At 62.7% G+C, this 24614-nt stretch carries 21 protein-coding genes and 1 tRNA gene; 5 read left to right on the forward strand and 17 right to left on the reverse strand.

The window, feature by feature from the left end:
- Positions 1–2: 2 nt before the first annotated feature.
- Together CQR48_RS05190 and CQR48_RS05195 are read left to right on the forward strand one after the other, a co-directional pair.
- Complete coding sequence (locus tag CQR48_RS05190; protein ID WP_101452264.1) at positions 3–4151, forward strand: hypothetical protein; 4149 nt, start codon at positions 3–5, stop codon at positions 4149–4151.
- 19 nt (positions 4152–4170) lie between these two features.
- The gene (locus tag CQR48_RS05195) at positions 4171–4425 is read left to right on the forward strand and encodes a hypothetical protein (protein WP_101452265.1); all 255 of its coding nucleotides are present in this window, start codon (positions 4171–4173) and stop codon (positions 4423–4425) included.
- 10 nt (positions 4426–4435) lie between these two features.
- Here CQR48_RS05195 and CQR48_RS05200 read toward each other — a convergent pair whose 3' ends face one another.
- Both CQR48_RS05200 and CQR48_RS05205 read right to left on the reverse strand, forming a co-directional pair.
- The gene (locus CQR48_RS05200) at positions 4436–4660 is read right to left on the reverse strand and encodes a hypothetical protein (protein WP_101452266.1); all 225 of its coding nucleotides are present in this window, start codon (positions 4658–4660) and stop codon (positions 4436–4438) included.
- 69 nt (positions 4661–4729) lie between these two features.
- On the reverse strand, positions 4730–5743 hold the full coding sequence (locus CQR48_RS05205) for a hypothetical protein (RefSeq protein WP_101452267.1): 1014 nt from the start codon (positions 5741–5743) through the stop codon (positions 4730–4732).
- A gap of 49 nt (positions 5744–5792) precedes the next feature.
- Between CQR48_RS05205 and CQR48_RS05210 the strand changes: the two genes are divergently transcribed.
- Positions 5793–6830, forward strand: coding sequence for a DNA methyltransferase (locus CQR48_RS05210; protein ID WP_244898949.1), 1038 nt, complete (start codon positions 5793–5795; stop codon positions 6828–6830).
- Between the two features lie 8 nt (positions 6831–6838).
- The gene (locus CQR48_RS05215) at positions 6839–9010 is read left to right on the forward strand and encodes a hypothetical protein (RefSeq protein ID WP_101452268.1); all 2172 of its coding nucleotides are present in this window, start codon (positions 6839–6841) and stop codon (positions 9008–9010) included.
- Between the two features lie 83 nt (positions 9011–9093).
- On the opposite strand, the gene CQR48_RS05220 is transcribed toward CQR48_RS05215, so the two are convergent.
- From CQR48_RS05220 to CQR48_RS05230, 3 genes are all read right to left on the reverse strand, one after another.
- Positions 9094–9167: transfer RNA gene (locus tag CQR48_RS05220), tRNA-Pro, on the reverse strand.
- Between the two features lie 91 nt (positions 9168–9258).
- On the reverse strand, positions 9259–11382 hold the full coding sequence (der, locus tag CQR48_RS05225; RefSeq protein ID WP_033492530.1) for a bifunctional cytidylate kinase/GTPase Der: 2124 nt from the start codon (positions 11380–11382) through the stop codon (positions 9259–9261).
- Entirely contained in the window at positions 11379–12152 is a 774-nt protein-coding gene (locus tag CQR48_RS05230; RefSeq protein WP_029576735.1) for a pseudouridine synthase, read from the reverse strand. Before CQR48_RS05230 ends, der begins: the two co-directional genes overlap by 4 nt.
- A 235-nt stretch (positions 12153–12387) precedes the next feature.
- Between CQR48_RS05230 and CQR48_RS05235 the strand changes: the two genes are divergently transcribed.
- Complete coding sequence (locus CQR48_RS05235) at positions 12388–13350, forward strand: MIP/aquaporin family protein (RefSeq protein WP_101452269.1); 963 nt, start codon at positions 12388–12390, stop codon at positions 13348–13350.
- Here CQR48_RS05235 and CQR48_RS05240 read toward each other — a convergent pair.
- The 12 genes from CQR48_RS05240 to CQR48_RS05295 form a co-directional block, all read right to left on the reverse strand.
- A complete protein-coding gene (locus tag CQR48_RS05240) occupies positions 13315–13602 on the reverse strand; it encodes a hypothetical protein (RefSeq protein ID WP_015450571.1) in 288 nt (95 codons plus the stop codon). The two genes, CQR48_RS05235 and CQR48_RS05240, sit on opposite strands and share 36 nt — an antisense overlap.
- Positions 13603–13954: 352 nt before the next feature.
- Entirely contained in the window at positions 13955–15589 is a 1635-nt protein-coding gene (purH, locus tag CQR48_RS05245; protein ID WP_101452270.1) for a bifunctional phosphoribosylaminoimidazolecarboxamide formyltransferase/IMP cyclohydrolase, read from the reverse strand.
- On the reverse strand, positions 15564–16934 hold the full coding sequence (locus CQR48_RS05250) for a cell division protein PerM (RefSeq protein WP_101452271.1): 1371 nt from the start codon (positions 16932–16934) through the stop codon (positions 15564–15566). The genes purH and CQR48_RS05250 overlap by 26 nt, the downstream gene beginning before the upstream one ends.
- A complete protein-coding gene (gene sucD / locus CQR48_RS05255; RefSeq protein ID WP_101452272.1) occupies positions 16931–17854 on the reverse strand; it encodes a succinate--CoA ligase subunit alpha in 924 nt (307 codons plus the stop codon). Before sucD ends, CQR48_RS05250 begins: the two co-directional genes overlap by 4 nt.
- Positions 17851–19053 carry an ADP-forming succinate--CoA ligase subunit beta gene (gene sucC / locus CQR48_RS05260; RefSeq protein ID WP_015450575.1) on the reverse strand — a complete coding sequence of 401 codons (1203 nt, stop codon included), beginning with the start codon at positions 19051–19053 and terminating at the stop codon, positions 17851–17853. The genes sucD and sucC overlap by 4 nt, the downstream gene beginning before the upstream one ends.
- A gap of 20 nt (positions 19054–19073) precedes the next feature.
- Positions 19074–19652, reverse strand: coding sequence for an adenine phosphoribosyltransferase (locus CQR48_RS05265; RefSeq protein ID WP_101452273.1), 579 nt, complete (start codon positions 19650–19652; stop codon positions 19074–19076).
- 80 nt (positions 19653–19732) lie between these two features.
- A complete protein-coding gene (locus CQR48_RS05270; RefSeq protein WP_081965225.1) occupies positions 19733–20239 on the reverse strand; it encodes a preprotein translocase subunit YajC in 507 nt (168 codons plus the stop codon).
- A 44-nt stretch (positions 20240–20283) separates the two neighbouring features.
- Entirely contained in the window at positions 20284–21348 is a 1065-nt protein-coding gene (ruvB, locus tag CQR48_RS05275) for a Holliday junction branch migration DNA helicase RuvB (RefSeq protein ID WP_015450578.1), read from the reverse strand.
- Positions 21349–21373: 25 nt separating this feature from the next.
- Positions 21374–21991, reverse strand: a complete 618-nt coding sequence (gene ruvA, locus CQR48_RS05280; protein ID WP_101452274.1) for a Holliday junction branch migration protein RuvA — start codon at positions 21989–21991, stop codon at positions 21374–21376.
- Between the two features lie 50 nt (positions 21992–22041).
- Positions 22042–22623, reverse strand: coding sequence for a crossover junction endodeoxyribonuclease RuvC (gene ruvC, locus CQR48_RS05285; protein WP_015450580.1), 582 nt, complete (start codon positions 22621–22623; stop codon positions 22042–22044).
- A 4-nt stretch (positions 22624–22627) separates the two neighbouring features.
- Positions 22628–23386, reverse strand: coding sequence for a YebC/PmpR family DNA-binding transcriptional regulator (locus CQR48_RS05290; protein ID WP_015450581.1), 759 nt, complete (start codon positions 23384–23386; stop codon positions 22628–22630).
- A 51-nt stretch (positions 23387–23437) separates the two neighbouring features.
- Positions 23438–24604, reverse strand: a complete 1167-nt coding sequence (locus CQR48_RS05295; protein WP_101452296.1) for a glycosyltransferase family 4 protein — start codon at positions 24602–24604, stop codon at positions 23438–23440.
- Positions 24605–24614 lie beyond the last annotated feature (10 nt).

Here is a 24614-nt window from a genome sequence, read left to right on the forward strand (position 1 = left end):
GTATGGTTACCGTACAGACTGCAGGCACATTCGCACGATACAAGGGCGGCGGGCTGTTCCGCGCCATCGACGGGTCCGGCTGGCTGTTCGCGGAACTCCCCGCCCAGCCGCCCGTCAGGGACGCGGGAGGCAAAGCCGACCTCATCAAGGCCGCACGGCCGATCCTCACCATCATGGACGGGCTCGCCGGGCTCGTCCCCACCGTCACCGTCGGCGGCCGCCGGTTCGCGAAGAACTTCTACCGGCGCATGAAAATCCTCGCCATCGCCACCCCCGAACCGTTCCTCCCCTCCCCCACGCTCGACCCGGCCAACCGGGTGCGGCTCGCCCGGGAGAACCCGCATGCCAGCGAACACGACCGGTTCACCGCCGTCGGCGTGAAACTGTTCGCCGCGGGCGGCGGGCACGGCTTCTGGGCGAAGGCCGCGGACTTCATCGACTCCATGGCCGTCGACAACGACCCCGCGTCCACGCCGGACACCGTGTTCGACGCGGACCGGGAGGTCATCCAGCAGATCTTCGACGACGCGGGCTGCGCGCCCATCGGCCGCCATCAGGCCGACCGGATGCTCGCCTGGTGGGTGACCGACCGGAGCCCGGAGGTCATGCGCGTCATGACCGAACCCGCGCACATGCACGTATTCCCCTCGAACGAGGCGTGCGCGACCGCCGAGGAGTTCAAACGCCTCCACATCCCGTGCGACGAGTGGGCCGACCATATCGACGGGTCGTACACCATGACCATGGTCACGCTCGGCGCGACCAGTTTCATGGGCACGTCCGAGACCGACCCGTCCGCCGCCTGGGCGGCCCAACTGCTCGCCGCCCGGCGCGGCGGCGGCACGGGGGTCATCGCCCTGTCCGTCGACGGCCTGGTCGAACCGGGCGAGGTGTCCCGCGCCCAGGTCGACAAGGACAAGGAGGATGTCATCGAGAAGACGATGAAGCAGATGCAGGACAGCCATAAGGCGAACCTGAAGGTCGCGCAGGAGCTGACCCAGGCGGACCAGGAGTACCAGAGCCGGGAGCGGGCGTGGCCGACGCTCATCGAGGGGCGTGTCCATGCGGCGGTCGGGCATCGGGTGCTCAACGCGAAATCCCTGGGCTTCCCGGGGGATGTGAAACTGAACCCGGACCGGCAGGACTCCGTGTTCCAGGACATGATGATCGGCTCGACCATCCAGTACAACCCGTCCCCCGTGTTCTGGCCGGCCCCGATTCTCGCGTTCGCCGGCCTGTCCGGCCGGTCGGTGGCCGGCGAGGACATGGGCCGGGGCGACAAGTCGGATATCCCGGGCGCCCTGGTCGGGTTCAGCGAGGCGGACCGGATCCCCGTGTACTCGTCCCCGTTCGCGGCGGCCGCGTTCCATACCGCGCCGGGCTTCCTGATCCTAGGAAGAACGGGGTCCGGGAAGGCGCTCGCCTTGTCCACGCGGCTCCCCGTCCCTCCGCAAGGCCGGTGGCCGCATGGCGCGACCGTCACGGTCGGCGACTTGAAGGAGGGTGACCTCGTGTACGGGCGGGACGGACACACGTACCCCATCGAACACCTGCATCCGGTCGCCTCGGACGACGTGTATGATCTCACGCTTTCCGACGGGCGGCACATCCTCGCATCCGGGCAGCATCAGTGGGTCGCCTGGGATTGGAATAATCGCAACCGGCCACGGGAGCGCATGACCGAACGATACCGTCAAGTCAACACGGCCATCCAAGCGTTGGACAAGCTGCTCGCCGTCCTACCGCAAGGTGCGACGTTGAGCGCGGACGGCGCGTGGCGACTCGTCCATGACTATCTGCCGGTCAGAGAGCAAACCGTCGGCGGCGGTGATTGGGTGCGAGCCATCATCAGATTCAACGACATCCCCGTGGTCGGGCATGAACCGTCTCGCGTGCCTGGCGCCGCACCCGGAGCATGGTATCAAGGGGACAAGCTCCTCAACTTGTTGGCGGAAGGGTTCACCGGTATCCCCTCATTGCGGGAGGATGCGAACATCCTTACGGGTTATGCGGAGCATACGCTCGCCCCGTTGCGTATTCCCGACGCGGTCGCATTGTGTCACCATAAGGGGACCGCGAAGAAGCAAGCCTACCGGCTGGTGAAAACGTCCGGACTCCCCCAGGTCCCGGCACCCGAACACGCGACGCACGTCAGAAACGTTCCCGTGTATGACGCCGCCTTACTGATAAAGGCTATTGGCGTCCGCTTGGCGCAACGGTTCACCGGCAGTACGTACGGCGGCGAACAGGTCGTCACCGTTGACGAAATGCTCGCCGGAGGCGTGAAAACCCGGGATGGGCAGTCGAATTGGGCCATTCACATGGGACAAGCGGCCGGTGGCGATACCGTCGGCTTGCCGTTGGACCCGTGGTGTCTCGGCGCATGGCTTGCCGACGGCGAGGAACAGGGTGCCACCATGTCCTCAGACGGGAACAACGGTGACCTGGAGTATCTCGCCCACAGGTTCCAGACGGCCGGATTCGAGCCGACCATGCGCCCCGAGAAGCATATGGCGTACATGAAAGGCCTCCGGGAAGTGTTGAACCGCATGAACCTGCTCCACGATAAGCATGTCCCCAGTGAATACCTGTACGCCTCCCCCGCCCAACGATTGGCCTTGATTCAAGGGTTGATGGACCAGGATGGGAGTATCGACAAGAACGGGCATTGCTCGTTCGACCAGAGTGCCGACCATAAACGTATCGTGGATGCCCTGGTGTTCCTGTTGAGGAGTCTCGGCGTTGTCGTCCATGAGCCGAAACTCGCCCGCTCCGCGTATCGGACGGCTGACGGGCGTATTGAGACCGGGGGACGGTGGCGCGTATCGTTCACGACCACACTCCCCGTATTCACCCTGCCCCGCAAAGCAAACAAGCTGCCGGAAGCGACCCGGCTGACGGACGGGTGGGTGTACGTCACGGCTATCACACGGGCGGAGGATACGCCGCACCGGTGCCTGACCGTCGGCTCACCGGACGGCGTGTTCCTCATCGACGGGTTCCTCCCCACCCACAACACCCGTACCGCGCTCCACATCGCCTCCCAGTGGGCGCTCCTCCACTCGCCCGCCGAACTGGCGAAGGACCCCGACCACCCGGAGCGGGCGCCCCGCATTCCGGGCGTGTTCCTGGACCCGAAGCCGAAATCGTCGGATTTCGGGCCGTTCGTGGAGCATATGCACGGCACGCAGATCATGCTCGACTCGCCGGACGCGGAGGGCATCCTCGACCCGTTGCGCGTGTTCCCGGACGACATGGCGTCCGACGCGATGGACACGGCGGTCGAAATGCTGGGGCAGGTGACGGGCGGCCAGTTCGAGGACCGCGCCCGCCAACTCGCCCTGTATTCGATCATCGGCTACGGGCGGCGGCATGGCGCGGACTGCACGGGCGAGGCCGTGTACCGGGCGTGGCGGGCCCGGCATGACGGGGCGCCGGACGCGAACGACGTGGACCCGTTGGTGGATGCGATCTTCCCCCAGTTGTCCCGCCTGGCGAAGAACAACCGGCTGTTCCGGCTCGTGTACGCGACCCGGCATGGCGGCCGGCGCCTGGCCATCGGGCAGGGGTTGACGCTCCTTAGCGCGGGGACGGCGAACATCATCGCGGACAAGACGGATGCCGCGCCGAGTGACATCCAGCGTTGGGTGGTGCGCATGGCGGCCCTGGGGTCGGCGGCGGCGGTCGCCGGCCGTGACGGCTACCTGGTCATCGACGAGGCGTGGAGTCTGCTGGGCGACCAGTTCGGCGTGCAGGTGTGCAACCGCATGGGCCGTATCGCCCGCGACCAGCATTACATGTTCCTGCTCGCCAGCCAGAAGGTCGACGAGTTCAACAACGCGGGTCTCCAGGATTTCATCGGCCGTGGCATCCTCCACGGGTTCGGCTCGAAGAACGAGATGTCGGGCCGCGGCTCGCAGGTGGATGCGGCGCTGGAGCTGTTCAACCAGACGGACAACGACCGGATGCGGGCGCGCCTGGCGGAGGACCCGTTCACGAACCCGGAGACGCACGCGCCGAACTGGGCGAGCCTCTACCCGTGCCGCGACCCGAAGTCGGGCCGGCTGCTGCGCGGCTCCATCGGCTACTATATCGGCCTGGACGGGTCGGCGATCCCCGTGGAGATCGACATCAATAATTCCCTGTTGTAAGGACGCATATAGGCGGGGTATGAGAACGAATATGAATGCCTTGCAGGCGGCCGCGCTGGAGCGCGTGTTCGCCGGGATGCTCCGCCCCGCCGGCCTTGACCCGGACGGTGAGGGCCTGTATGGCGCGAATCTGCATGTGGACGGCGGCCCGGACGGGCTGGTCTGGTGGTATGACGACGAGCCCCTGTCCGCCAACGGGACGCTGGACGGCAAGGGGCATGGCCTGGTGTGGTTGCGGCGTGTGGGGACGGTGGCCGGCCCGACGGCCGTGTGAACGGCCGGCCTCAGCGCCGGCCGGACCGCATGGCCTCGATGCGCGCGTTTTCGCGGCGCACCCGCTCCTCGACCGTCAGCTTGCGTCCCGCGCCCTCCTGGCCGGTCGCCGCATTGTAGAAGCCGCGGCCGATGCCGAGGACGGTGCCGATGACGGCGGTGATGACGCGGAAGGCGAGGATGAGCAGGCCACCCACGCCGAGCGTAAGGAAGAATCCCAGTAGAAACAGTCCCATGATGGCCTCCTTTCAATCAATCCTGCCTGTCAGGGGACACCCGGGGCATGCGTCCCGGTTTTCACCCTGTCATGCGTCCCGGACGCCGGGCGTGGAGTGCATGGCCCATTCGGTGCGCCACCGGTCGGCCTGCTCCTCACCGATGTGGAGCGCGTCCATGACGCGACGCTCGTCCAGCCCGCGGTCGAGGGCGAGTTTGAAGGCGGCCTCCGCGTCCCCGGCGCCCCCGCCGGTGTCGGCGATGCCGTCGGGCATGTCCGTGCTTTTCTCCGAGTGGCCCAGCCCGCGGTCGACCATGACCTCGAAGTCCTTGCGCCCGTTGAACACGCGGCGTTTCGACCCGTCCGGGTTGGTCGCCACGCGCGTGCGTTTCGGCGGGTAGACGCTCTCGTCGATGTAGGTGACGGGGCTGTCCGGGCTGGATGCGCTCCGCCCGTCCGAATAGTTGAGGCCGCGCCCGAAGGATACGCCGCGCGCCCGCTTGTCGGCGACGTACGCGTCCATCTCCTCGTCCCACAGCCGGTCGCGGATACGGCTGGGCGCCACGTCGACGTGATGGTCGGCGCACCACTGCTTGTAGCGTTTCTTGAATCTCAGGCCGGCGCGCATCCGGTGTTCGGACAGGTTCCACGGCGGCTTGCACAGGATGCGGCCGGCGTGGACGGGCTTGCAGGCGACGGCGTTGACGAGCGCGGCGGAATAGCAGCGTTCCGGGTCCTCGGCCACGTTGGTGCGCAGTTCGATGAGCGTGTTGGTCATGTAGGTTTCGGCGATGTCCCGCGCCTGTTCGGGGCCGAAGTATTTTTCAAGGCTGGCGGCGAGGCGGGGCGTGTACCGTTCGGCGATGCTGACCTCCTCGGTCAGCGAGCAGACGGCTTCGCCGGCGTGTTCGCCCCGGGTGGCGCGCAGGTTCTCCTCCTTGTAGATCCATCCGGGTTCCTCGCGGAACCGGCGTGCGCGTTCTTCTTTGACCTGCTTGCGATGGGACAGGGTGGGCAGGTCGCCCGTCCCGCCGCCTTTGACGGTATCGTACTGGCCGCCGGTCGCGCCGGGGCTTCCCGCTGGTTTTCGTGGCTGTTCCATGCCATACGGCTATGCGGACGCATATGGGCCGGGCATGAGACCGTATCGAATGGACCCCGCCGAAGTGTGGAACATGGATGCGCGGCGCATCCCCGGGTGTCTGCCGCCCGAAAGCATGCACGCGGTGGTGACCGACCCGCCGTACGAGCTGGGGTTCGGCGCCCGCGCGTGGGACCGGCAGGGCATCGCGTTCGACCCCGCGTTCTGGGCGGGACTGCTGAAAGTGACCCGTCCGGGCGGGATTCTCCTGGCGTTCGGCGCCCGGCGGCTCTGGCATCGGATGGTGTGCGCGGTCGAGGATGCGGGCTGGGAGCCGGTCGACCAGATCGCCTGGCTGTTCGACGACGGCATGGACACGTCGGAGACCGCGCCGCACGCCTTGGACCGTGAGGCGGGCGTGGATGTGAAGGAGGGCCGGGTGCGCGCGGACAGTGGCGGCGGCACGTACGCGCGCCGGGTCCGCTACCGCGACCGGTACCGGCCGCGGACCGACGCTGCCCGGGCGTGGGAGGGGTTCTCCTCGGGGTTGCGTCCCGCCTGGGAGCCGATCCTGGTGGCCCGGGCGCCGCGTGACGACACGTTCGGGCATACGCTCGCCGTGTGGGGTACGGGCGCGTTCCCCGCCGTTTCGGACGCGGTGTCGGACGTGCCGCTGCCCGGTCGCTCCTGGTGGTATGGCGGGCATGCGCACGGGGCGGACCGGCCGGTCGTGGACGCGCCTCTGGCCGCCCCCCGCGACCCCGAAGACCCCCGATGGCTTGGGGTGTGTGACCGCTTGGGGCTGGTCCCGGACGCGAAGGCGTATCCGGCGTCCGTGCTGGATGCGGGCGCGTTGGCGTTGACCCGTCCGGCGGGGCGGCGCCGGCTCGCCCATCCGACGGTGAAGCCGCTCGCCCTGATGCGGCATCTCGTGACCCTGGCCTGTCCCAAGGGCGGGCTGGTGTTGGACCCGTTCGCCGGGTCGGGCACGACCCTGCAGGCGGCCCTGGCGGAGGGACGTCGGGCGGTCGGCGTGGAGTCTGACCCGCTCGACCTGCCGCTCATCGACCAACGGCTGGACACGCCGGTGCAGACGACCCTTGCATAGGGGCGGGTATGCCTTTCAACCCGTTCAAGCCGGCGGCCGGGACCGGCGCCCAACCCCGGAAGACCCCCACGCCCGCGCCTGCGCCTGTAGCGGACGAGGATGACTGGGCGGCCGCCTGGGGTGATCAGGCGGCGGAGCCGGAACAGCCCGCCGCATCGAAGCCGCAACCCGCCCCCGCCCCGACGGACAACGAATGGGCCGACCTGTATGACGACGTACCGGCGCAACCGGCGAACGGCGGGTCGAAACAGCCCGACCCGCAACCCGCGAAGTCCCAACCTGAACCGCAACCGGCGAAACCCGCACCACGGCCTGAACCACGACCGGCGAAACCCACCGAACCGCAGTCCGCCGAAGACGATGCGTGGGCGGATCTGTACGATGATGTGCCCGCGCGGCCGGCACCGCGGCCTGAACCACAACCCGCACCACAACCGGCACAACCCGTTGAACCGCGACCGGCGGAACCTGCATCGCAGTCGGCCGGAGGTGACGAGTGGGCGGATCTGTACGATGACATGCCCGAGCATCCGGCGGAACCGGCGCCGCAACCGGCACCCGCCCCGACGGACGACGGCGAGCCGGAACGCCAGGCGCCGCAGGAGGATGACGAGGCGGCGGCGTTCGCCAGCGCGGTCGGCGCACCCGACTGGCTGACCCACGCCCAACCCTCCAAACCGCTCGACCTCGACTGGTCGGACGACGGGGAGGACGCCCCCGCGCCCCAGGCCGGCCCCGACCCGTGGGAGCAGGAGACGGACGCGCCCGCCAACACCAAGCCGGAACGGCACAACCTGTTCGGGCGCAAACATCACGAGCCCGAACCCGAGCCGGAGTCGAAGAACCCCGACCCGTGGGGACTGGACGATACCGACCCGTGGGAACTGCCGGGTGATACGCCCGCCGAACCGGAACCGGAACGGCACGGCCTGTCCGGGCGCAAGCCCGAACCGGAGCCGAAGAACCCCGACCCGTGGGGACAGGACGATACCGACCCGTGGGAACTGCCGGGCGATGCGCCTGCAGGAGACGACCCGTGGGGGCGGGAGACGGACACGCACCCTGAACCGGAGCCGGAACGGCATGACCCGTCCGGGCGCAAGCCCGAACCGAAGCCGGAGGACCCCGACCCGTGGAAACTGGCGGATGATACGCCCGCCGAACCGGAGCCGGAACGCCGCAGCCCGTTCTCACGCAACCGCCGCAAACCGGAGCCTGAACCAGAACCGGAGGACACCGACCCGTGGAACGCCGCGGATGATACGCCGGCCACCCCGGGCGCCTCCGACCCGTGGGACGGGGACGACGAGCCGATGTACGACCCGGACGGGGGGAAACCGCCGCGCGACCCGGCCGACCTGAAACGCATCGGGCGCATCGCCCTCATCGTCGCCCTCGCCATCGCCCTGATCCTCGGCACGGCCGCCGGTGTCGGCATGATCCGCCGCTCCAACGCGGCCAAGGCCCGGCAGGCCGCCGTCACCGCCGCCTGCAAGACGTACGACAGCGAGGCGTCCCGCGCCCGCACCCTGGCCTCCCAGGCCAAGACGCTCGGCGTGACGGCCGGCGCGGCACCCGTCTCATGCCCGCAGGATGCGGCCAAGGCGAAACGCGCGACAAGCCAATTGAAAACCCGGGACGACGCGCTCGAACAGAGCCTGCAGAAGGCGGTGCAGGCGAAATGGAAGCCGATAGCCGACGGGCTGAACGCGCTCGCCTCCACCTACCCGGACGGCGGGGAGTCGACCCTGGCCCAGGCGAAAAACCTCGCCGCCCGCACCCCCCGGACGGCCGGCGAACTGGCCGACATGGGCGCCCAGGCCAAGGCGTTGACCGAGCAGGCGAAGAGCGCGCAAGCCAAGGCCGACAAGGAGAAGGCCGACAAGGCCGCCGCCGACGCGGCCGCCCAGGCGCAAGCCCAAGCCCAAGCGCAGGCGCAGGCGCAAGCTGAGGCGCAAGCCAGGGCGCAGGCGCAGGCCGAAGCCGAGGCGCAGCGGAAAGCACAGCAGAGCACGCCGAAACGGACCGCCGCACCCACGCCGCGCCGCACCCACCAGGCACCCGCACCACGCCGCACCTATCGGGCGCCCGCGCCGAGGCAGACCTACCGGGCCCCGCAACCCCAGGCACCCGCCCCGCAGACCCAGGCGCCGCAGGGCAATTCGGACGTGGATATGTAGGCGGTGTCGCACGTTTGTCGCACGTTCGCCCTCCGGGCGGAAAACAGAAGCCGCGGAATCGTTGTGATTCCGCGGCTTTCCGGTCGGGCCGGCGGGATTTGAACCCGCGACCCCTTGACCCCCAGTCAAGTGCGCTACCAAACTGCGCTACGGCCCGATCGGCGCTGTACGCGCCGAAGAGCTAACTTACCACAGCAGTTCAGTCTACGCAACCCGGCGTGGCGTACCCTTCCGATTTCGGTAGGCGCCTACTTCCGCCGCTTTTCACGGACCTTGACGGAAATCTGGACAGGCGAGCCTTCGAATCCGAATTCTTCGCGCAACTGACGCTCCAGATACCGCCGATAGCCGTGCTCGAGGAATCCGGTCGCGAAAATCACGAACCGCGGCGGCCGTGTCGAAGCCTGTGTCGCAAAGAGGATTCTCGGCTGCTTGCCGCCTCGCAGCGGGTGGGGATGCGCCGCCTGGATCCGCCCGAGAAATGCGTTGAGCTTGCCCGTGGGTATGCGCTTGTCCCAAGATTCAAGAGCCGTTTGCATAGCACGAGACAGGCGGTTCGTATGCCACCCGGTCTTCGCCGAGAGATTGACGCGTTCAGCCCACGTCACCCGGTTGAACTCGGTTGCCCACAGACGCTCCAGCCGCTGACGGGAGAATTCGTCCATCAAATCCCACTTATTGAACACCAGGACGATTGCTCGGCCGGCGTCAACCGCCTGGCTCATGACTTTCAGGTCCTGATCGGCGATCGGCTGGGACGCGTCGAACAGGACCAACGCAAGTTCCGCACGCTCGATAGCCGCTTGGGTGCGCAGTGAGGAATAGTATTCCGCGCCGGACAGCTTGTGCTGGCGACGCTTGATACCGGCGGTATCGATGAACAGCCAGTCTTGGCCATCCATCGAGATGATCTCATCGACCGGATCCCTTGTGGTGCCGGCTAGATCATTGACAACCGAACGCTCCTCGTGGGCGAGTTGGTTGAGCAACGATGATTTGCCGACATTCGGCCGCCCGACGAGCGCGACACGCCGCAGATGCGACGGCGTCAGGAATCCCGATGTCCGGTCAGCGGACTTCAGGGAGTCCAACGCGGCGTCAAGCAGCTCGCCGACTCCCCTGCCGTGCATGGCTGAGATGCCATAGGGCTCTCCGAGGCCAAGCTTCCAGAATTCCGCGGTGAGATACTCGCTTTGCGCGTCGTCGACCTTGTTGACCGCGAGCGTCACCGGCTTGCCGGCCGCCCGCAGCATGTTGACAATCCGCTCATCGGTGTCGGTCATACCGATTTGCCCGTCCACCACGAAAATCACAGCGTCGGCGAGTCTTACCGCCACCTGCGCTTGGGACGCAATCGCCGAGGCGATGCCTTCAACGTCGGCTTCCCAGCCACCGGTGTCGACGAGTTTGAAATCGGTACCTGCCCATTCGGCGTCGTAGCTGACGCGGTCGCGGGTGACCCCCGGGGTGTCCTCAACGACCGCCGCGCGGCGACCAAGAATACGGTTCACCAACGTGGATTTTCCGACATTCGGCCGTCCGACCACCGCGATGACACCGACCTGCTTGCCTGAACCGGCATCGGCGTCGCCTTCGTCTTCGCCCGCGATGAGTTCTCGGTCTTCCTCGTCGAGCTCGTATCCTTCGAGATTCGCGGCGTACTCCTGGTACTGCTGCTCCTCGATCGCTTGATCAACCAATGCGATGAGCTGGTCCAAGGTCTGTTCGAAGGTCAGATCCGAGTTATCCAAGGTCACGACCCCATCGGCGGCGGTCAGGAAACTGGTGACCTTCGAGTCCATGCGATCGCGTTTCGCGACATCCTCAGCGCCAACGCCCTGCGCGGATTGCCCGCTCCGGCGTGCCTGACGCACTTCCTCGCGCGCGGTCAGCAACACTCGTACTTCGGCATCGGGGGCCACGACGGTGGTGATGTCACGTCCTTCAGCGACGATGCCACGTCCTTGCGAGAAGGAATCCCCCGACGCTTCACGGGCGATATACGCGCGCTGCGCCGCGATGAGCACATGGCGGACGGGGATGATGCCCGACACCCGCGACACATGGGTGGACACCTCGGAAGATCTGATGTCCTCGCTGATGTCCTCACCGTCGGCGAGCACAATCGGACGGTCAGGGTCTACTGAGATATCGAAATGGTCTTCGGTGAAGAACTCCCCCACCGTCTCAGTAATCTGCTGCTCATCAATCTGCGCGGCGTCAAGATCGATGCCCTGATTGAGGCACCACCATGCGCATGCGCGATACATGGCTCCGGTATCAAGGTATGCGAAACCGAAATGTCTGGCCAGTTCCTTCGCCGTGGATGATTTTCCGACACCGGCGGGGCCGTCAATGGCGACACGGATCACAGTCCGACCTCCTTGGCAAGTGAACGAACCTCAGTCTGAGACAGCACGCGGTATGAACCTGATTTGAGATCACCGAGCTTGATCGGGCCGATCTGCGTGCGCACCAGGCGCTTGACGGGGAACCCGACCGCGTCGAAAATACGACGGACAATCCGGTTCTTGCCCGAATGCAATACGACCTTTACCAAGGTCGTGTCATGGTTGGCGTCGATGATGGCGCAATGGTCAAGGCGAATCCAGCCGTCGTCTAGCTGCACGCCTTGAGAGACAAGACGCCGGCATACATTGCCGCTGATCCTGCCCTGCAGGGTGGCGATGTAGGTTTTCTCCACCTCGTATTTGGGATGCATGACATGCTGGCTGAGTTCACCGTCATTCGTCATGAGGATGAGCCCTTCCGAGTCATAATCGAGGCGTCCCATATGGAAGATGCGCTCATACTTGTCGCCGACGATGTCCCGCAAGGTATAACGCCCCTTGGGGTCGTCCATGGTGCTGAGCACCTTGCGCGGCTTATTAAGCGCAAGCGTGATGTGATTAGGGTTCAGGCGGACGCGGGAGCCGTCGACACGAATCTCCTGCTTGCTCGGATCGGCACGGGTGCCGAGCTCGGTCACCAATTCGCCGTCAACCTCGACACGACCGTCGAGGATGATCTGCTCGCACTTGCGCCTCGAACCGAAACCGGCTTGTGCGAGGATCTTCTGCAGGCGAATGCCTTCTTGATTATTGTCATGTGCTTTCAATGCACGAGAATATGCGTTTGGCATCGTTCTCCCAACGTGGCCGGACGGCGCCATCGGAGCCGTCATGGATAGATATCTGGTGTCGTGATGCACTCGCAACGGTACTCGCCATGGCATGAACTGCGAGACACACGACATAGATATTGTAGCGTAAGGCACAGAAAAGCGTCCCTGCTGGTAGAATGTCACACGTCCGGCGGATATGGCCGCGCTTCAGGCCGGAGCCTTGTCCGCTATTCCCCTAGAGAAAGAACAATCAATGACTGATACGGGATCGCAGCGCGCCAGTGACGCGGCATCATGCACGAAGGAACCACTTGCGGTACGCGTGGGCGCTGAACTTGCGGGAAGCTTCATCGTATTCTTCGCGATTTACAGCTTCACAACTTTCGGAACCGCCCTGTTCGGCATCAATATGGCGTTCATCGCCCTGGCCACCGGTATCGCGTACGCCGCGGTGACACTGGTGTTCTCAAAGGTGTCCGGCGGACAGCTGAACCCGGCGATCACCCTCGCTGCAATACTGACCGGCAAGACCAAGGTACTCGACGGTATCCTCTACATCATCGCCCAGGTGCTGGGCGGTATCGCCGCCGGCGCGCTGATTGTGCGTATCCTGCCGACGACCGAAACCCTCACCGCGAAGATCTGGCTGACCGATGCCGTCAACGGCTTCGGCAACGGCTCCGTCTCCGCATCCACGCTGAGCAGCGTGAGCGCCTCCTTTGACATCACCCTGGCTGTCGTGGTCGAAATCATCGCAAGCATTGTGGTGATTGCCGCCGCTGTGACGACCATGGACAAGGAGACCACGGCGGTTTCGCACGCTGCGGCCATTGGTTTCGCCTATGGTCTGGGCGCCGCGATGACCTATCCGGTCACCGGAGCCGGCATGAACCCCGCACGCTCCACCGGCATCGCCCTGTTCGCACGCAACGCCGGACTGTCTCAGAACCCGCTGCAGCAGCTGTGGGTATTCTGGATTTGCCCGATTCTCGCTGCGGCGATTGTCGCGATGGTCATGATCGGTGCGCAGTTGCTGCGTGACAATGCCAACGCCAAGCAGCAGGTTGTCAATGACACCGCCGCGCAACAGAATGTAGCTGATACCGATGCACTCACCCAGACCGGCAACGATGCGGCGCAAACCGCTGCCGAGCATGCCGAGCAGGAAACGTCCGCGGCTTCAGAGCATAACGCGGATGCTCAGATCGAGCAGTGAGACTCCGACACCAAAACACAGGGACATTGACGCATCGAATGCCACGGACCGGACCTTCCATGGGCTGCGTTCACGTAGGATGATGCGCATTGTTCCCAAGACGATGGCCGTCGCAGCGAGCAACGCTGTGGCGGCCATCGTATATCCGAAGGCGGCAAGGATGCCACTGACACATACCAACAGCGCCACGATCCATTCACATACCGGTTTGCCTTCTTTGGCTTCAGACACATACGGATGCTCTTGCGGCATGGTGGCCTCCTCGTGGCGGTTAGGAACAGATGTCACACCGACAATCGGTGTGCGGCGAGTCCCATTGTCGATATCTTGACGCGTCAAAGGGAAGAATACCTGTCCGTTTCGACGTGATACCGAAATCGCTGAGGAATATGACAGCACGGTACGAGTCGATTGGCGGCACCGGAAATCAGCCAGCCTGGAACACACGGCACCGCTGAGTACCGACCACTGAAACGCGACCAATGGTGGCTACCGCATCACCAGGAAGTCGCAACTAGGAAGTCGCATCCATATGCAAAAAGGCGGCGCCCGGACCGAAGACCAGACACCGCCCCTAACCGGCCGTTACGCCGAAAACCGCGAATCAGTGGAAGAAGTGGCGGGTTCCCGTGACGTACATGGTAATGCCGGCTTTACGAGCCGCTTCGAAAACTTCCTCATCGCGAATGGATCCACCGGGCTGCACAATCGCCTTGACACCGGCGTTGATGAGGTATTCCGCGCCATCGGCGAACGGGAAGAACGCATCGGAAGCGGCGACCGAGCCAGTGGTACGGTCGGCGCCATCAGCCAGCGTATTGGCACGTTCGACGGCGAGATGGCAGGAATCCACACGGTTGACCTGTCCCATGCCGATGCCGACGGTCGCCTGATCATGGGCGATGAGAATGGCGTTCGACTTCACGCAACGAATGGCACGCCAAGCGAACTCGAGGTCGCGCAACGTATCGGCATCCGCGGGATCGCCGGAGACAAGCTTCCACGCATCTGGGCTGTCGCCGGGGGCGTTGATAAGATCAGTGGTCTGCACGAGCAGTCCCCCGTCGATCTGACGGTACTGCTGCTTGGCGCGAGGAGGTTCGGCGACCTTCAGGATACGAAGGTTCTTCTTCTTGGTCTTGAGCAGCTCAAGGGCTTCCGGCTCATAGTCGGGGGCGACGATGACCTCAGTGAAGATCGGCCGCACGTTCTGGGCCATTTCAAGCGTCACCGTGGTGTTCGCGGCAATGACACCGCCGTAAGCGCTCATCGGGTCGCAGGCATGCGCCTTCTTGTGGGCTTCGGCGACGGTCTTGCCGAGAGCCAGACCGCAAGGATTGTTGTGCTTGACGACGGCGACGGCAATGCTCGGGGCGAAATCCCACACGGCGCGCCAAGCAGCATCGGCGTCAACGTAATTGTTGTAGCTCATGGGCTTGCCGCCGAGCTGTTCGGCATGGGCGAACCCGTTCTGGTTCAGCGGATCCAAGTAGAGAGCTGCCTGCTGATGCGGGTTCTCGCCATACCGCAGCAGATGGGAGCGATCCCACGTACGCGTGTATGCCTTCGGGAACACGGTATCCTCATTGGGAATGTCGTCATCCGCCGCAGACTGGTCGGCGGTGATGCTTTCCGGCTTCGGCCACTGTTTGGACGTCCACTCGTTGATGGTCGCGTCATAGGCGGCTGTGTGGGCGAAAGCCTTGGCGGCGAGCCAACGACGCTCCTCAAGGCTGAACCCACGACCGTCTTCGATGCGCTTGGCCACCAGCGCATAGTCAGCGGGATCGGTAATGATGGCGACTGTGGCGCTGTTCTTCGCCGCTGCGCGAACCATGGACGGGCCGCCGATATCTATTTTCTCGATGGTGTCCGCCTCATTCGCACCGGAACGGACGGTATCCGCGAACGGATACAGGTTGACCACCACCAGGTCGAAAGGCTTGATGCCCAGCGTTTGCAGCTGCTTGACATGCTCGGGGTTGGTCATATCGGCAAGGATGCCCGCATGAATGTGAGGATCAAGGGTCTTGACACGGCCATCAAGGCTTTCCGGGAAGCCGGTGACTTCACTGACCTCAGTCACGTTGACACCAAGTTCGGCGAGACGCTTGGCGGTCGAACCGGTGGAGACGACTTCAGTGCTTGCGGCGATGAACGCCTGTGCAAGCACGTCGATGCCTTCCTTGTGGAATACGGATACGAGGGCCCGTTTAATCGGCCTGTTCGTTGATGCCATCCTGTTCCTCCTTGGTGGTTGTTGTCGCATAATCGGCGACGATAGGTGCGCTGGCGACACCTCGCGGTTGTCTGTCAGCCGTATTCCCGGTTGACTGACTGTTCTTGGCCGGGCGCAGATGCGACCAACACAAGCGTAATCCATACCATGCCGCATCGGCAACGATGACCGCCGCCCATGTGACGAATAATCCGACGATGGTCGGATGTCCTACGGCGCGTGTCGAAGCCACGACGTCGACGCCGACGTGCGCGAGCCGATGCGCTCCCAACGCACCGTTGGACAAGGCGAACATGCACGACGACCCCAAAGCCACGAGCGCCCCCGAAATGCAGAATGAGCCAAGCGGATAGGCGAACATGATAATGTCGCTCACCACTGTGGCACGGTCGTCTCCGGCGCGGGGCGCCCTAATGGCGAAACCGGTCGGCGACAACATGAATGCGAGGGCGCAGACGAGAGATATAATCAGCGGAAGCGACAAGAGGAACGAGCGCAACCCATCATTGCCGATGGCTTGCGGGAAAATGCCGAACAGCGGCACACCCGGCAGGTCCGTGGACTGTCCGATCCACATCGTGAAATGTGCAAGCTCCCCTATGCGGAATCCAGACCCGAACATCCAAGACAAGGACCAGATGCACAGGTTGGGCAGCCACGCGAGTGAACATACCGATGTCATGATGCGTGATCCCACGCCCATCGCATCAAGTTCAAAAATCTTGGATACGGCATCGGCGCCGTAGACAATCCAGACCACCACATCGATGCACGCCAACAGAACGTATATGCCTAGCAGCGTCAAGCCCAGTGCCACGCCGAGCGACAGCGCCCGCCTGAGTTCACGGGACACATGCTGGCTGACGAACGCCTTGATGCGTTGCCACGATTGGCTTACCGGGAACGCCCCGAGTACAAAGGCCACAGTGAATACAAAGCCGGTTTTTACCGCCACGATGCCGATATTGTCAAGCAGGCCCACGGAGATATGGAAGGTGAAGGCCATGTTGAGGGACATCCATGTGATGAGCCCGCCAAAATATGCGGCCCAAGACAGATGACGCTTGCGAGCGATGGATGCGAGCAACCACACCATCAACAGCGTCAGTGTCAGAGGAATCACACTCAGGGTGATTGCGCTGGTCTGGAATCCAATCCCTTGGCTGAGCAGTATCATGCTTTGCGTCAGTGAGAAGGCATAGTCTGTCAGACCGCCGGTACCCTCTTCCATGGATATGACTAGCAGAAGCAGTGAAATCAGCAACCAGAGCGCAAGCGCATATAACGCCATGGAGGCCGCCGCGAAGACGACCCCCTTAACGAATGAAACGCACCGTTCTTTCATGCGGCGATGGATTGCAATGCCTTGCGCATGAGGTCAGCGGTCTGACGCGGTGTCTTGCCGACAGGAATCCCGACGGCTTCCAGCGCAATCTTTTTATCTTGCGCGGTGCCTTTTCCACCGGAGACGATGGCGCCTGCATGACCCATCTGCTTGCCTTCAGGAGCCGTGAAACCTGCGATATAGGCGACGACGGGCTTGGTCATGTGCTTGCTGGCCCATGCGGCGGCATCCTGTTCGGCGCTTCCGCCGATCTCGCCAATCATGACGACGCCCTTGGTGGCGTCATCGGCTTCGAACTGTTCCAACGCTTCCTGGAGTGTCGTGCCGACGATGGGGTCACCTCCCACGCCTACGCACGCGGTGAAACCAATGTCGGAGAGTTCACCCATGAGCTGGTAGGTGAGCGTACCGGATTTCGACACGAGGCCGAGCGGACCGCGGTGGACGATGCCCTCGGGGATGATGCCAAGGTTGACGCCGTGAGCACCGTCAGTCGCCGGCAATGTAATCAGGCCCGGGCAGTTCGGTCCGATGATACGGACGCCCTTGCGCAAGGCGAGTTCGACGAAGTATGCGGAATCGGCAACGGGAATGCCCTCGGTGATGACGACGATCGTGCCGATACCGGCTTGAATCGCTTCGACAACAGCGTCTTTGGCGAAGCGCGGAGGTACGAAGATGACACTCGCCTTGGCTCCGGTAGCTTTGATCGCTTCGCTGCATGTCGCGTATACGGGAATGACCGCATCCTTGCCTTCACGGGCCTTCGGGTAGGTGACGGTCGTGCCTGCCTTGCGAGGATTGACACCACCGACGATATTCGTCCCCGCCTTGAGCATTCTTGCCGTATGTGTCATGCCCTGATGGCCCGTCATGCCCTGGACGATGACCGGGGCACCATCTTCAACGAACAACGTCATTTCGTGGCCTCCTTGCTGGACGATGCGGCAGCGATGCGTGCGGCCTGTTGTGCTGCTTCCTCCATGGTGTCATAGACATGAAGGTTCGGGTCATTGGCATCAGCGAGCATGCGCAGACCTTCCTGTGCAGCGTTGCCATCGAATCGGACAACAATCGGCTTGACGGTCTCGATGGCTTGTAATGCGCCGAGAATGCCGGCGGCGACTTGCTCACATGAGGTGATGCCGCCATAGACGTTCACGAAGACAGAACGCACTTGCGGGTCAGACAGCACAATCTCCAAGCTGTTGCGCATGACCTCGGCTGAGGCGCCGCCGCCGATGTCGAGGAAGTTCGCCGGCTTGATGCCGGTGCCCTGTTCCTCGCCGGCTCCCGAAACCGCATCAAGCGAGCTCATGACGAGTCCTGCGCCATTGCCGATGACGCCGACCTGTCCGGTCAGATGTACATAGTGCAGTCCGAGTTCTTTCGCCTTGCGCTCGTAGGGGTCAAGCTGCGTGGCGCCTTCGAAACGCTTCCAACCGTCATGCCGGTACGAGGCGTTGTCGTCGAGCGAAATCTTGGCATCGAGCGCGCACAACGATTTGCTTGATTCATCTTGCGGGTCGCCGATTTTGGCGAGCGGGTTGATTTCCACGAGCGTAGCGTCGTTGGTCTTGAAGCACTGCCACATATTCAGCAGGATGCGCGCAGCCTGGTCGACGTCCGCATGGTAGAACCCAATGTTGCGCGCCATTTCAGTCGCGGCATCGAGGTCGAAAGTGTCCAACGCGTTGATGTGCAGGCGCTTGACCGATTCGGGATGGGCCTTGGCGATTTCCTCGACTTCGGTGCCACCGTTCGCTGTCGCGAGCACATCGAAATCACGCGAGGTGCGGTCCACTGAAATCGAGACATAGTATTCGTGGATGACGTTCTTGGCTTCCGCGACCAGTACGCCACGAACCTGATGGCCATGGATGACCATGGGGAAGATGGCATTCGCCGCAGCGACAGCTTCATCGCGTGTATGGGCAATCTTGACGCCGCCTGCTTGACCGCGATGGCCGATTTTCACCTGAGCCTTGATGACGCACGGATATCCGATGGTATCCGCAGCCTGGGCGACTTCGTCGGCATTCGACGCATAAATCCCGCTTGGGGTGGGAATTCCTTGCTCGTCAAGCAGCTGGCGAGCCTGATACTCGTATAAATCCATTTCTGCCTCTCTTCATCCGGTCACGCCGGCATGGACACCAGTGTGCTCGTAGGGTATGGACCGAGACTGCCGATTCCGTCAAGCCCTTCGAGTTGCATCACAAAGCTGAAACCGGCGATGGTGCCGCCGCATTTGCGAATCAGGTCCGTTGCCGCCTTCGCTGTGCCGCCCGTTGCGATGAGATCGTCGACAATCAGTACGCGTTCGCCGGAGCTGACCGCATCGGATTCCACTTCCACACGGGCTTGCCCGTATTCCAAGGTGTAATCCTCGCCGATGACGGGTGGCGGCAGCTTGCCCGCCTTGCGTACTGCGATGAACCCCTTGCCAAGTCGGGCGGCAAGCGCCGGACCGAACAGAAAGCCCCTGGCTTCCAGCCCTGCTACAGAGTCAAAGGAATCAGCAGGAACCGGCAATGCCTTTTCAAGGCCTTCCAAGAGGATCTGCAGACCTTTCGCGTCCTCGAGAACCGGCATGAAATCACGGAAGTTGATGCCTTCCTTGGGGAATCCAAGCACTGAACGGAACAGGGAGGTCATGTATTCGGCCTTGTCCCTGCCTACTAGTTCCAGTTGTCTGATATGGATATCGGATGCCATCGATGGGACCTGATCTTTCTGGTTGCTGTGTTGCCGGATTCGCCGGGCTGCAAATCGAGACGGAAACCGACTATGATAGGTTATTTGGCTTCGTTGTCGGATGCTTTGTCTTCGGTATCGGCTTTACCTGCTTCAGCCGGTGCAGCTGTATCAGCGGTGCCATCCGCCGATGACGCATTCTGCACGTCGGTTCGCTCGGTGTCAGAAACCTCAGTCTCGGACGCCACAGACGTGCCCTCGGCCCCCTCGCTGCTGGCATCTTCCTGCTGCAAATCATTGGCTTCGGCCTCGTCGTCATCGATGAACGCCGGACGCACGTACTTTCCGGCGACGGCGTTGAGCTTGAAGCGCAGACGAGAGCCTTCGGAATCCACGACGATTTCCTCGTACTTCTCGTCCACGGATACAATCGTGGCGATGATGCCGCCACGAAGCACGACGAGAGTGCCCGGGACCATGGCCTCGCGCAATTCTTCCTGCTGCTGCTTCTGCTGCTTCTTCATACGCCGTGAACTCATCCACATCATGAAGATGAACAGGATGAGGATGACGATCATAACCATATTAGGATCGAGATTCTGAGACATGGGACTCCTGACGTGCTAGCGGGGTGCTATCCAAATATCTAACCTTAGAATAGCTTGTTGACATCATCCTGGGGTTCAAGGCCGAGATGTCTCCAGGCCTTAGCCGTTGCGACACGGCCTTTCGGAGTGCGTACGAGGAATCCCTCGCGGACAAGATACGGCTCACATACCGTCTCCACGGTTTCCGATTCCTCGCCCACCATCGCCGACAGATTGTTCAAGCCAACTGGTCCGCCGTTGAAATTACGGCAGATTGCCTGCAATACGGCAATATCGAGTCTGTCCAATCCTTCGGAATCGATCTGGTACAGAGCCAGCGCCTGAGTGACCGCATCGACGTCCACACTTTCCAAATCATGGACGATTGCCCAGTCGCGCACACGACGCAGCAACCGGTTCGCGATACGCGGCGTCCCCCTGGATCTCAGGGATAGCTGATGCGCCGCGCCTTCTTCCAATTCCACGCCAAGCACCGAAGCGGACCGCTCGATGAGTTTCTCCAACTCCTCATGTGGATAGAAATCCAGATGCGCGGTAAAACCGAAACGCGCCCGAAGCGGCGAAGGCAACATGCCTTCCCTTGTGGTGGCGCCAATCACCGTGAAGCGCGGCAAAGTCAACGGGATGGATGATGCACCGGGCCCCTTGCCGACCATGACATCGACACGGAAATCCTCCATGGCGATGTACAGCAGCTCCTCTGCCGGCCGAGGCAGACGATGGATCTCGTCGATGAACAGCACTTCTCCGGCGTCCAACGAGCTGAGAATGGATGCGAGATCCCCCGCATGCTGGATGGCAGGCCCCGAAGTTACCCTGATCGGCACGCCGAGTTCGTTGGCCACGATCATGGCGAGTGTGGTCTTGCCCAGTCCTGGAGGGCCCGCCAGGAGGATATGGTCCGGGGGAACCTCACGTTTGCGTGCTGCGTCAAGGAACAGCTGCAATTGTGCTTTGAGCCGTGGCTGCCCGATGAACCCTTCAAGGACATGGGGACGCAGCTCCTCATCGCTCACTGGCTCGCTGTCCAATGGCTGCGAAGATACCATACGCAGGGATTCTTCCCTGGCGCCATCATTGTTCACCGTCGTGTCTTCAGATTGTCGCATATCTCACCTGTGCCCTTCTCATGCATTATCGCCCGCGGTCAAGTTCGGTCAGCGCCAGTTTGAGCACACGAGGCACGTCCTTCTCGCCTATCGGAGTTTCAATATCGTGGTCGCGGCATGCGCGTTCGACGGCATTCAAGGCATCCTGCTGACGCCATCCAAGCGAGATAAGCCCTTCAACGACCTGTTGGGCACCCGTGTCCACCGGCGACTGAGCTGGGGCGGATGCACCCTCGACTTGGGACAGATCAAGCGAGCCTTTAAGCTCTAGGATGATTTTCTGTGCCCCCTTCTTGCCGAGCCCCGGCGCTTTGGCCAACGCGGTGGCATCCCCGTCGGCAACCGCCCTGGCAAGACGGTCAGGCGGCAAGGTAGACAAGAGCGAAAGGGCGACTTTCGGGCCGATGCCGCTCACTTTTTGCAGCTGGAGGAACATCTTTTTCTCAGCGGACGACAGGAATCCATACAACGTGATGGCATCCTGGGTGACCGCCATGGAGATGTACACGGTAGCGGATTGCCCTGAGTGCAATGAGGCGAGATCAGTCTGCGGCATACGGACGTCAAAGCCCACACCGCTGACATCAAGCACGACCCCGGACTGGTCGACCGCTGCGACCTGCCCATGAAGCATGGCGATCATATTGCCTCCTTCAGACTGTGTGACCATCAATCGAACATATGTTCGATAGCTTACATGCCGCGGTCGACTCCGCGGCGACGTTTCGCCCGCTGCGCTGCGACCGCCCACTGTCGTTGCGCAGCGGTCAGATGTTGCTCGCGTTCGCCGCCCTGCAACGCCCCTGCCGGCCTCAACGCATGGCACATCGCTTGCGCCAACGCGTCGGCGGCATCAGGCGGGGTGGGCATCTCGGACAGGTTCAGGATACGCATGACCATACGTTCGACTTGGAGCTTGTCCGCTTTGCCGTTGCCAGTGATCGCGAGTTTGACTTCGGTCGGGGTGTGCAAAGCGACGGGTATCCCCCGCTGCGCGGCAGCGAGCATGGCCATCCCCGCCGCCTGCGCGGTTCCGAGCACGGTGTTGCGATTGGCCTGCGCGAACACGCGTTCAATGGATACCGTGTCAGGGACAAAGCGTTCGATTTTATCAACCAGTCCGTTGTAAATCGAAAGCAGCCTCAAATCCTGGGAAGTGTCGGGGCTGGTGCGGATGACATCGACATGGATAAAAGAAAGCCGGCGTGATGCGCCGGCTTCCACCACGCCGACCCCGCACCGAGTCAGGCCGGGATCAACGCCAAGGATGATCAACAGATCACTCCTCTTCCTCCAATTGGGCCATCACCTCGTCGGATGCGGTCCAGTTGCTGTAAATGTTCTGGACATCGTCGAGGTCGTCGAGGTTGTCGATCAGCTTGGACACCTTGCGGGCGTCGTCGAGGCTGAGCTCAATCTCGTTCTTCGGAATCATGACCAGATCGGCGGAATCGTAGTCGATGCCAGCTTCCTGGAGACCCTTGCGGACCGTGATGAGATCCGCGGGATCGGTGATCACGCTGAACACGTCACCGTCGTCGGACACATCCTCGGCGCCGGCTTCGGCTGCGATCTCGAAGAGCTTGTCGTAATCCAAGCCCTCGGACGGCACCTCGATTTGGCCCTTGCGCTCGAAGTTGAAGCTCACGGCGCCGGACGTGGCCAAGGAACCGTTGCCCTTGGTCAGTGTGGAACGCACTTCAGCCGCGGCGCGGTTGCGGTTATCGGTCAGGCATTCAATGATGAGGCCGACGCCGGCAGGCGCATACCCTTCGTACACGATGTCCTCGTAGTTGGCGGCACCGTCTTCCTCACCAGAGCCACGCTTGACGGCGCGCTTGATGTTGTCGGCAGGCATGGATGCCTTCTTGGCCTTGACGATCGCATCATACAGCGTCGGGTTGCCGTCGGGGTCGCCGCCGCCCAGACGGGCTGCGATCTCGATGTTCTTGATCAGCTTCGCGAACAGCTTGCCGCGCTTGGCGTCAATGGCGGCCTTCTTATGCTTGGTGGTCGCCCACTTGGAATGCCCTGACATAATGCTCCTAGCAGATACGGGTACGATAAACACACCGATTGTAAAGCGCTTTCAAGACAAGACCTCGGCGTACACGCCGAGCACCTGGTCTACGACGCTGCTCCAGTCATACCGCAATGCGCGGTGCTGCCCGGCTTGCCCAAGTGACTCACGGGTTTGACGGTCAGCGATCAACGAACAGACCACGGCAGCGCAATCACGATCATCGCCGTTGCCGAACAACGCGGCTGCACGGCCTTCATCTGCGACAGCCACGAATGCAGGAAGATCGGAAGCCACGACAGGGCATCCCGCCGCCATCGCTTCGGCAAGCACGATACCGAAGCTTTCACCGCCGGTCTGGGGCGCCACGTAGACGCTGAGCGAGCGATAGAACCTCGCTTTATCGTCGTCACTGATTCGGCCAAGGAATTCCATATGATCCATCAGATGCCCGGACGGGTCGACAGTGTTGACGATGGTTTTGCCTTCGCGTTCGCCATCACCTGCACACAGGAACCGGGCCTCGGGGTATTGGTCGAGAATCCTTGCGGTCGCGCGGCAGAACACTGCAAAGCCTTTGCGCTCCTCCCCCATTCTGCCGAGAAACCCGATGGTGGGACTGGTGTCGTCGCCCTGCCAAGAGGGTATGGGCGTCGCAAGAGAAAACTGGCGAGTGGAGATGCCATTGGGAATCACCGATACGGGCATATCCTGCGGCAGATACCGTTGCGCGACGGTTCGGGAGGCATCGCTGACACAGATGGCGTGGGCCAACGGCCGTAAATACCGGTTGAGATAGCCCTGGAAGAAACGCAGTGCAAATGGATAATCATTGAACGCGGCATGGAAAGTTCCGACCAACGGAGGATGATGCACCATGGTCAACGGCTTATGACTCAGGGACGGCGCCTCTGGTTCATGAAGATGCACGATGTCGAAATGCCCTTGTCTGACCCAACGACGCACTTGAGCCCCCACGAATCCGAAATAACTCAGCCGCGATACTGAACCGTTGTAGGGAATCGCAAAGGAGGTACCGACCGTCTGCACCCACAACGGCATATCGTTGGTCCGTCGTCCGGGCGCGAGGACCTCGACCTCGTGGCCTCGTGCAATCAGTTCCTTCGCAAAATCACGGATATGGAACTGCACGCCGCCCGGCGTTTCGAAGGAATATGGCGATATGATGCCGACGCGTAGTTTCCGGCCATGCAGTGGATCGTGCTGATCGTGCATATCACAGTCT

Source organism: Bifidobacterium thermophilum, from assembly GCF_002846655.1.
In the GTDB taxonomy this organism is placed as follows: Bacteria; Actinomycetota; Actinomycetes; order Actinomycetales; family Bifidobacteriaceae; genus Bifidobacterium; species Bifidobacterium thermophilum.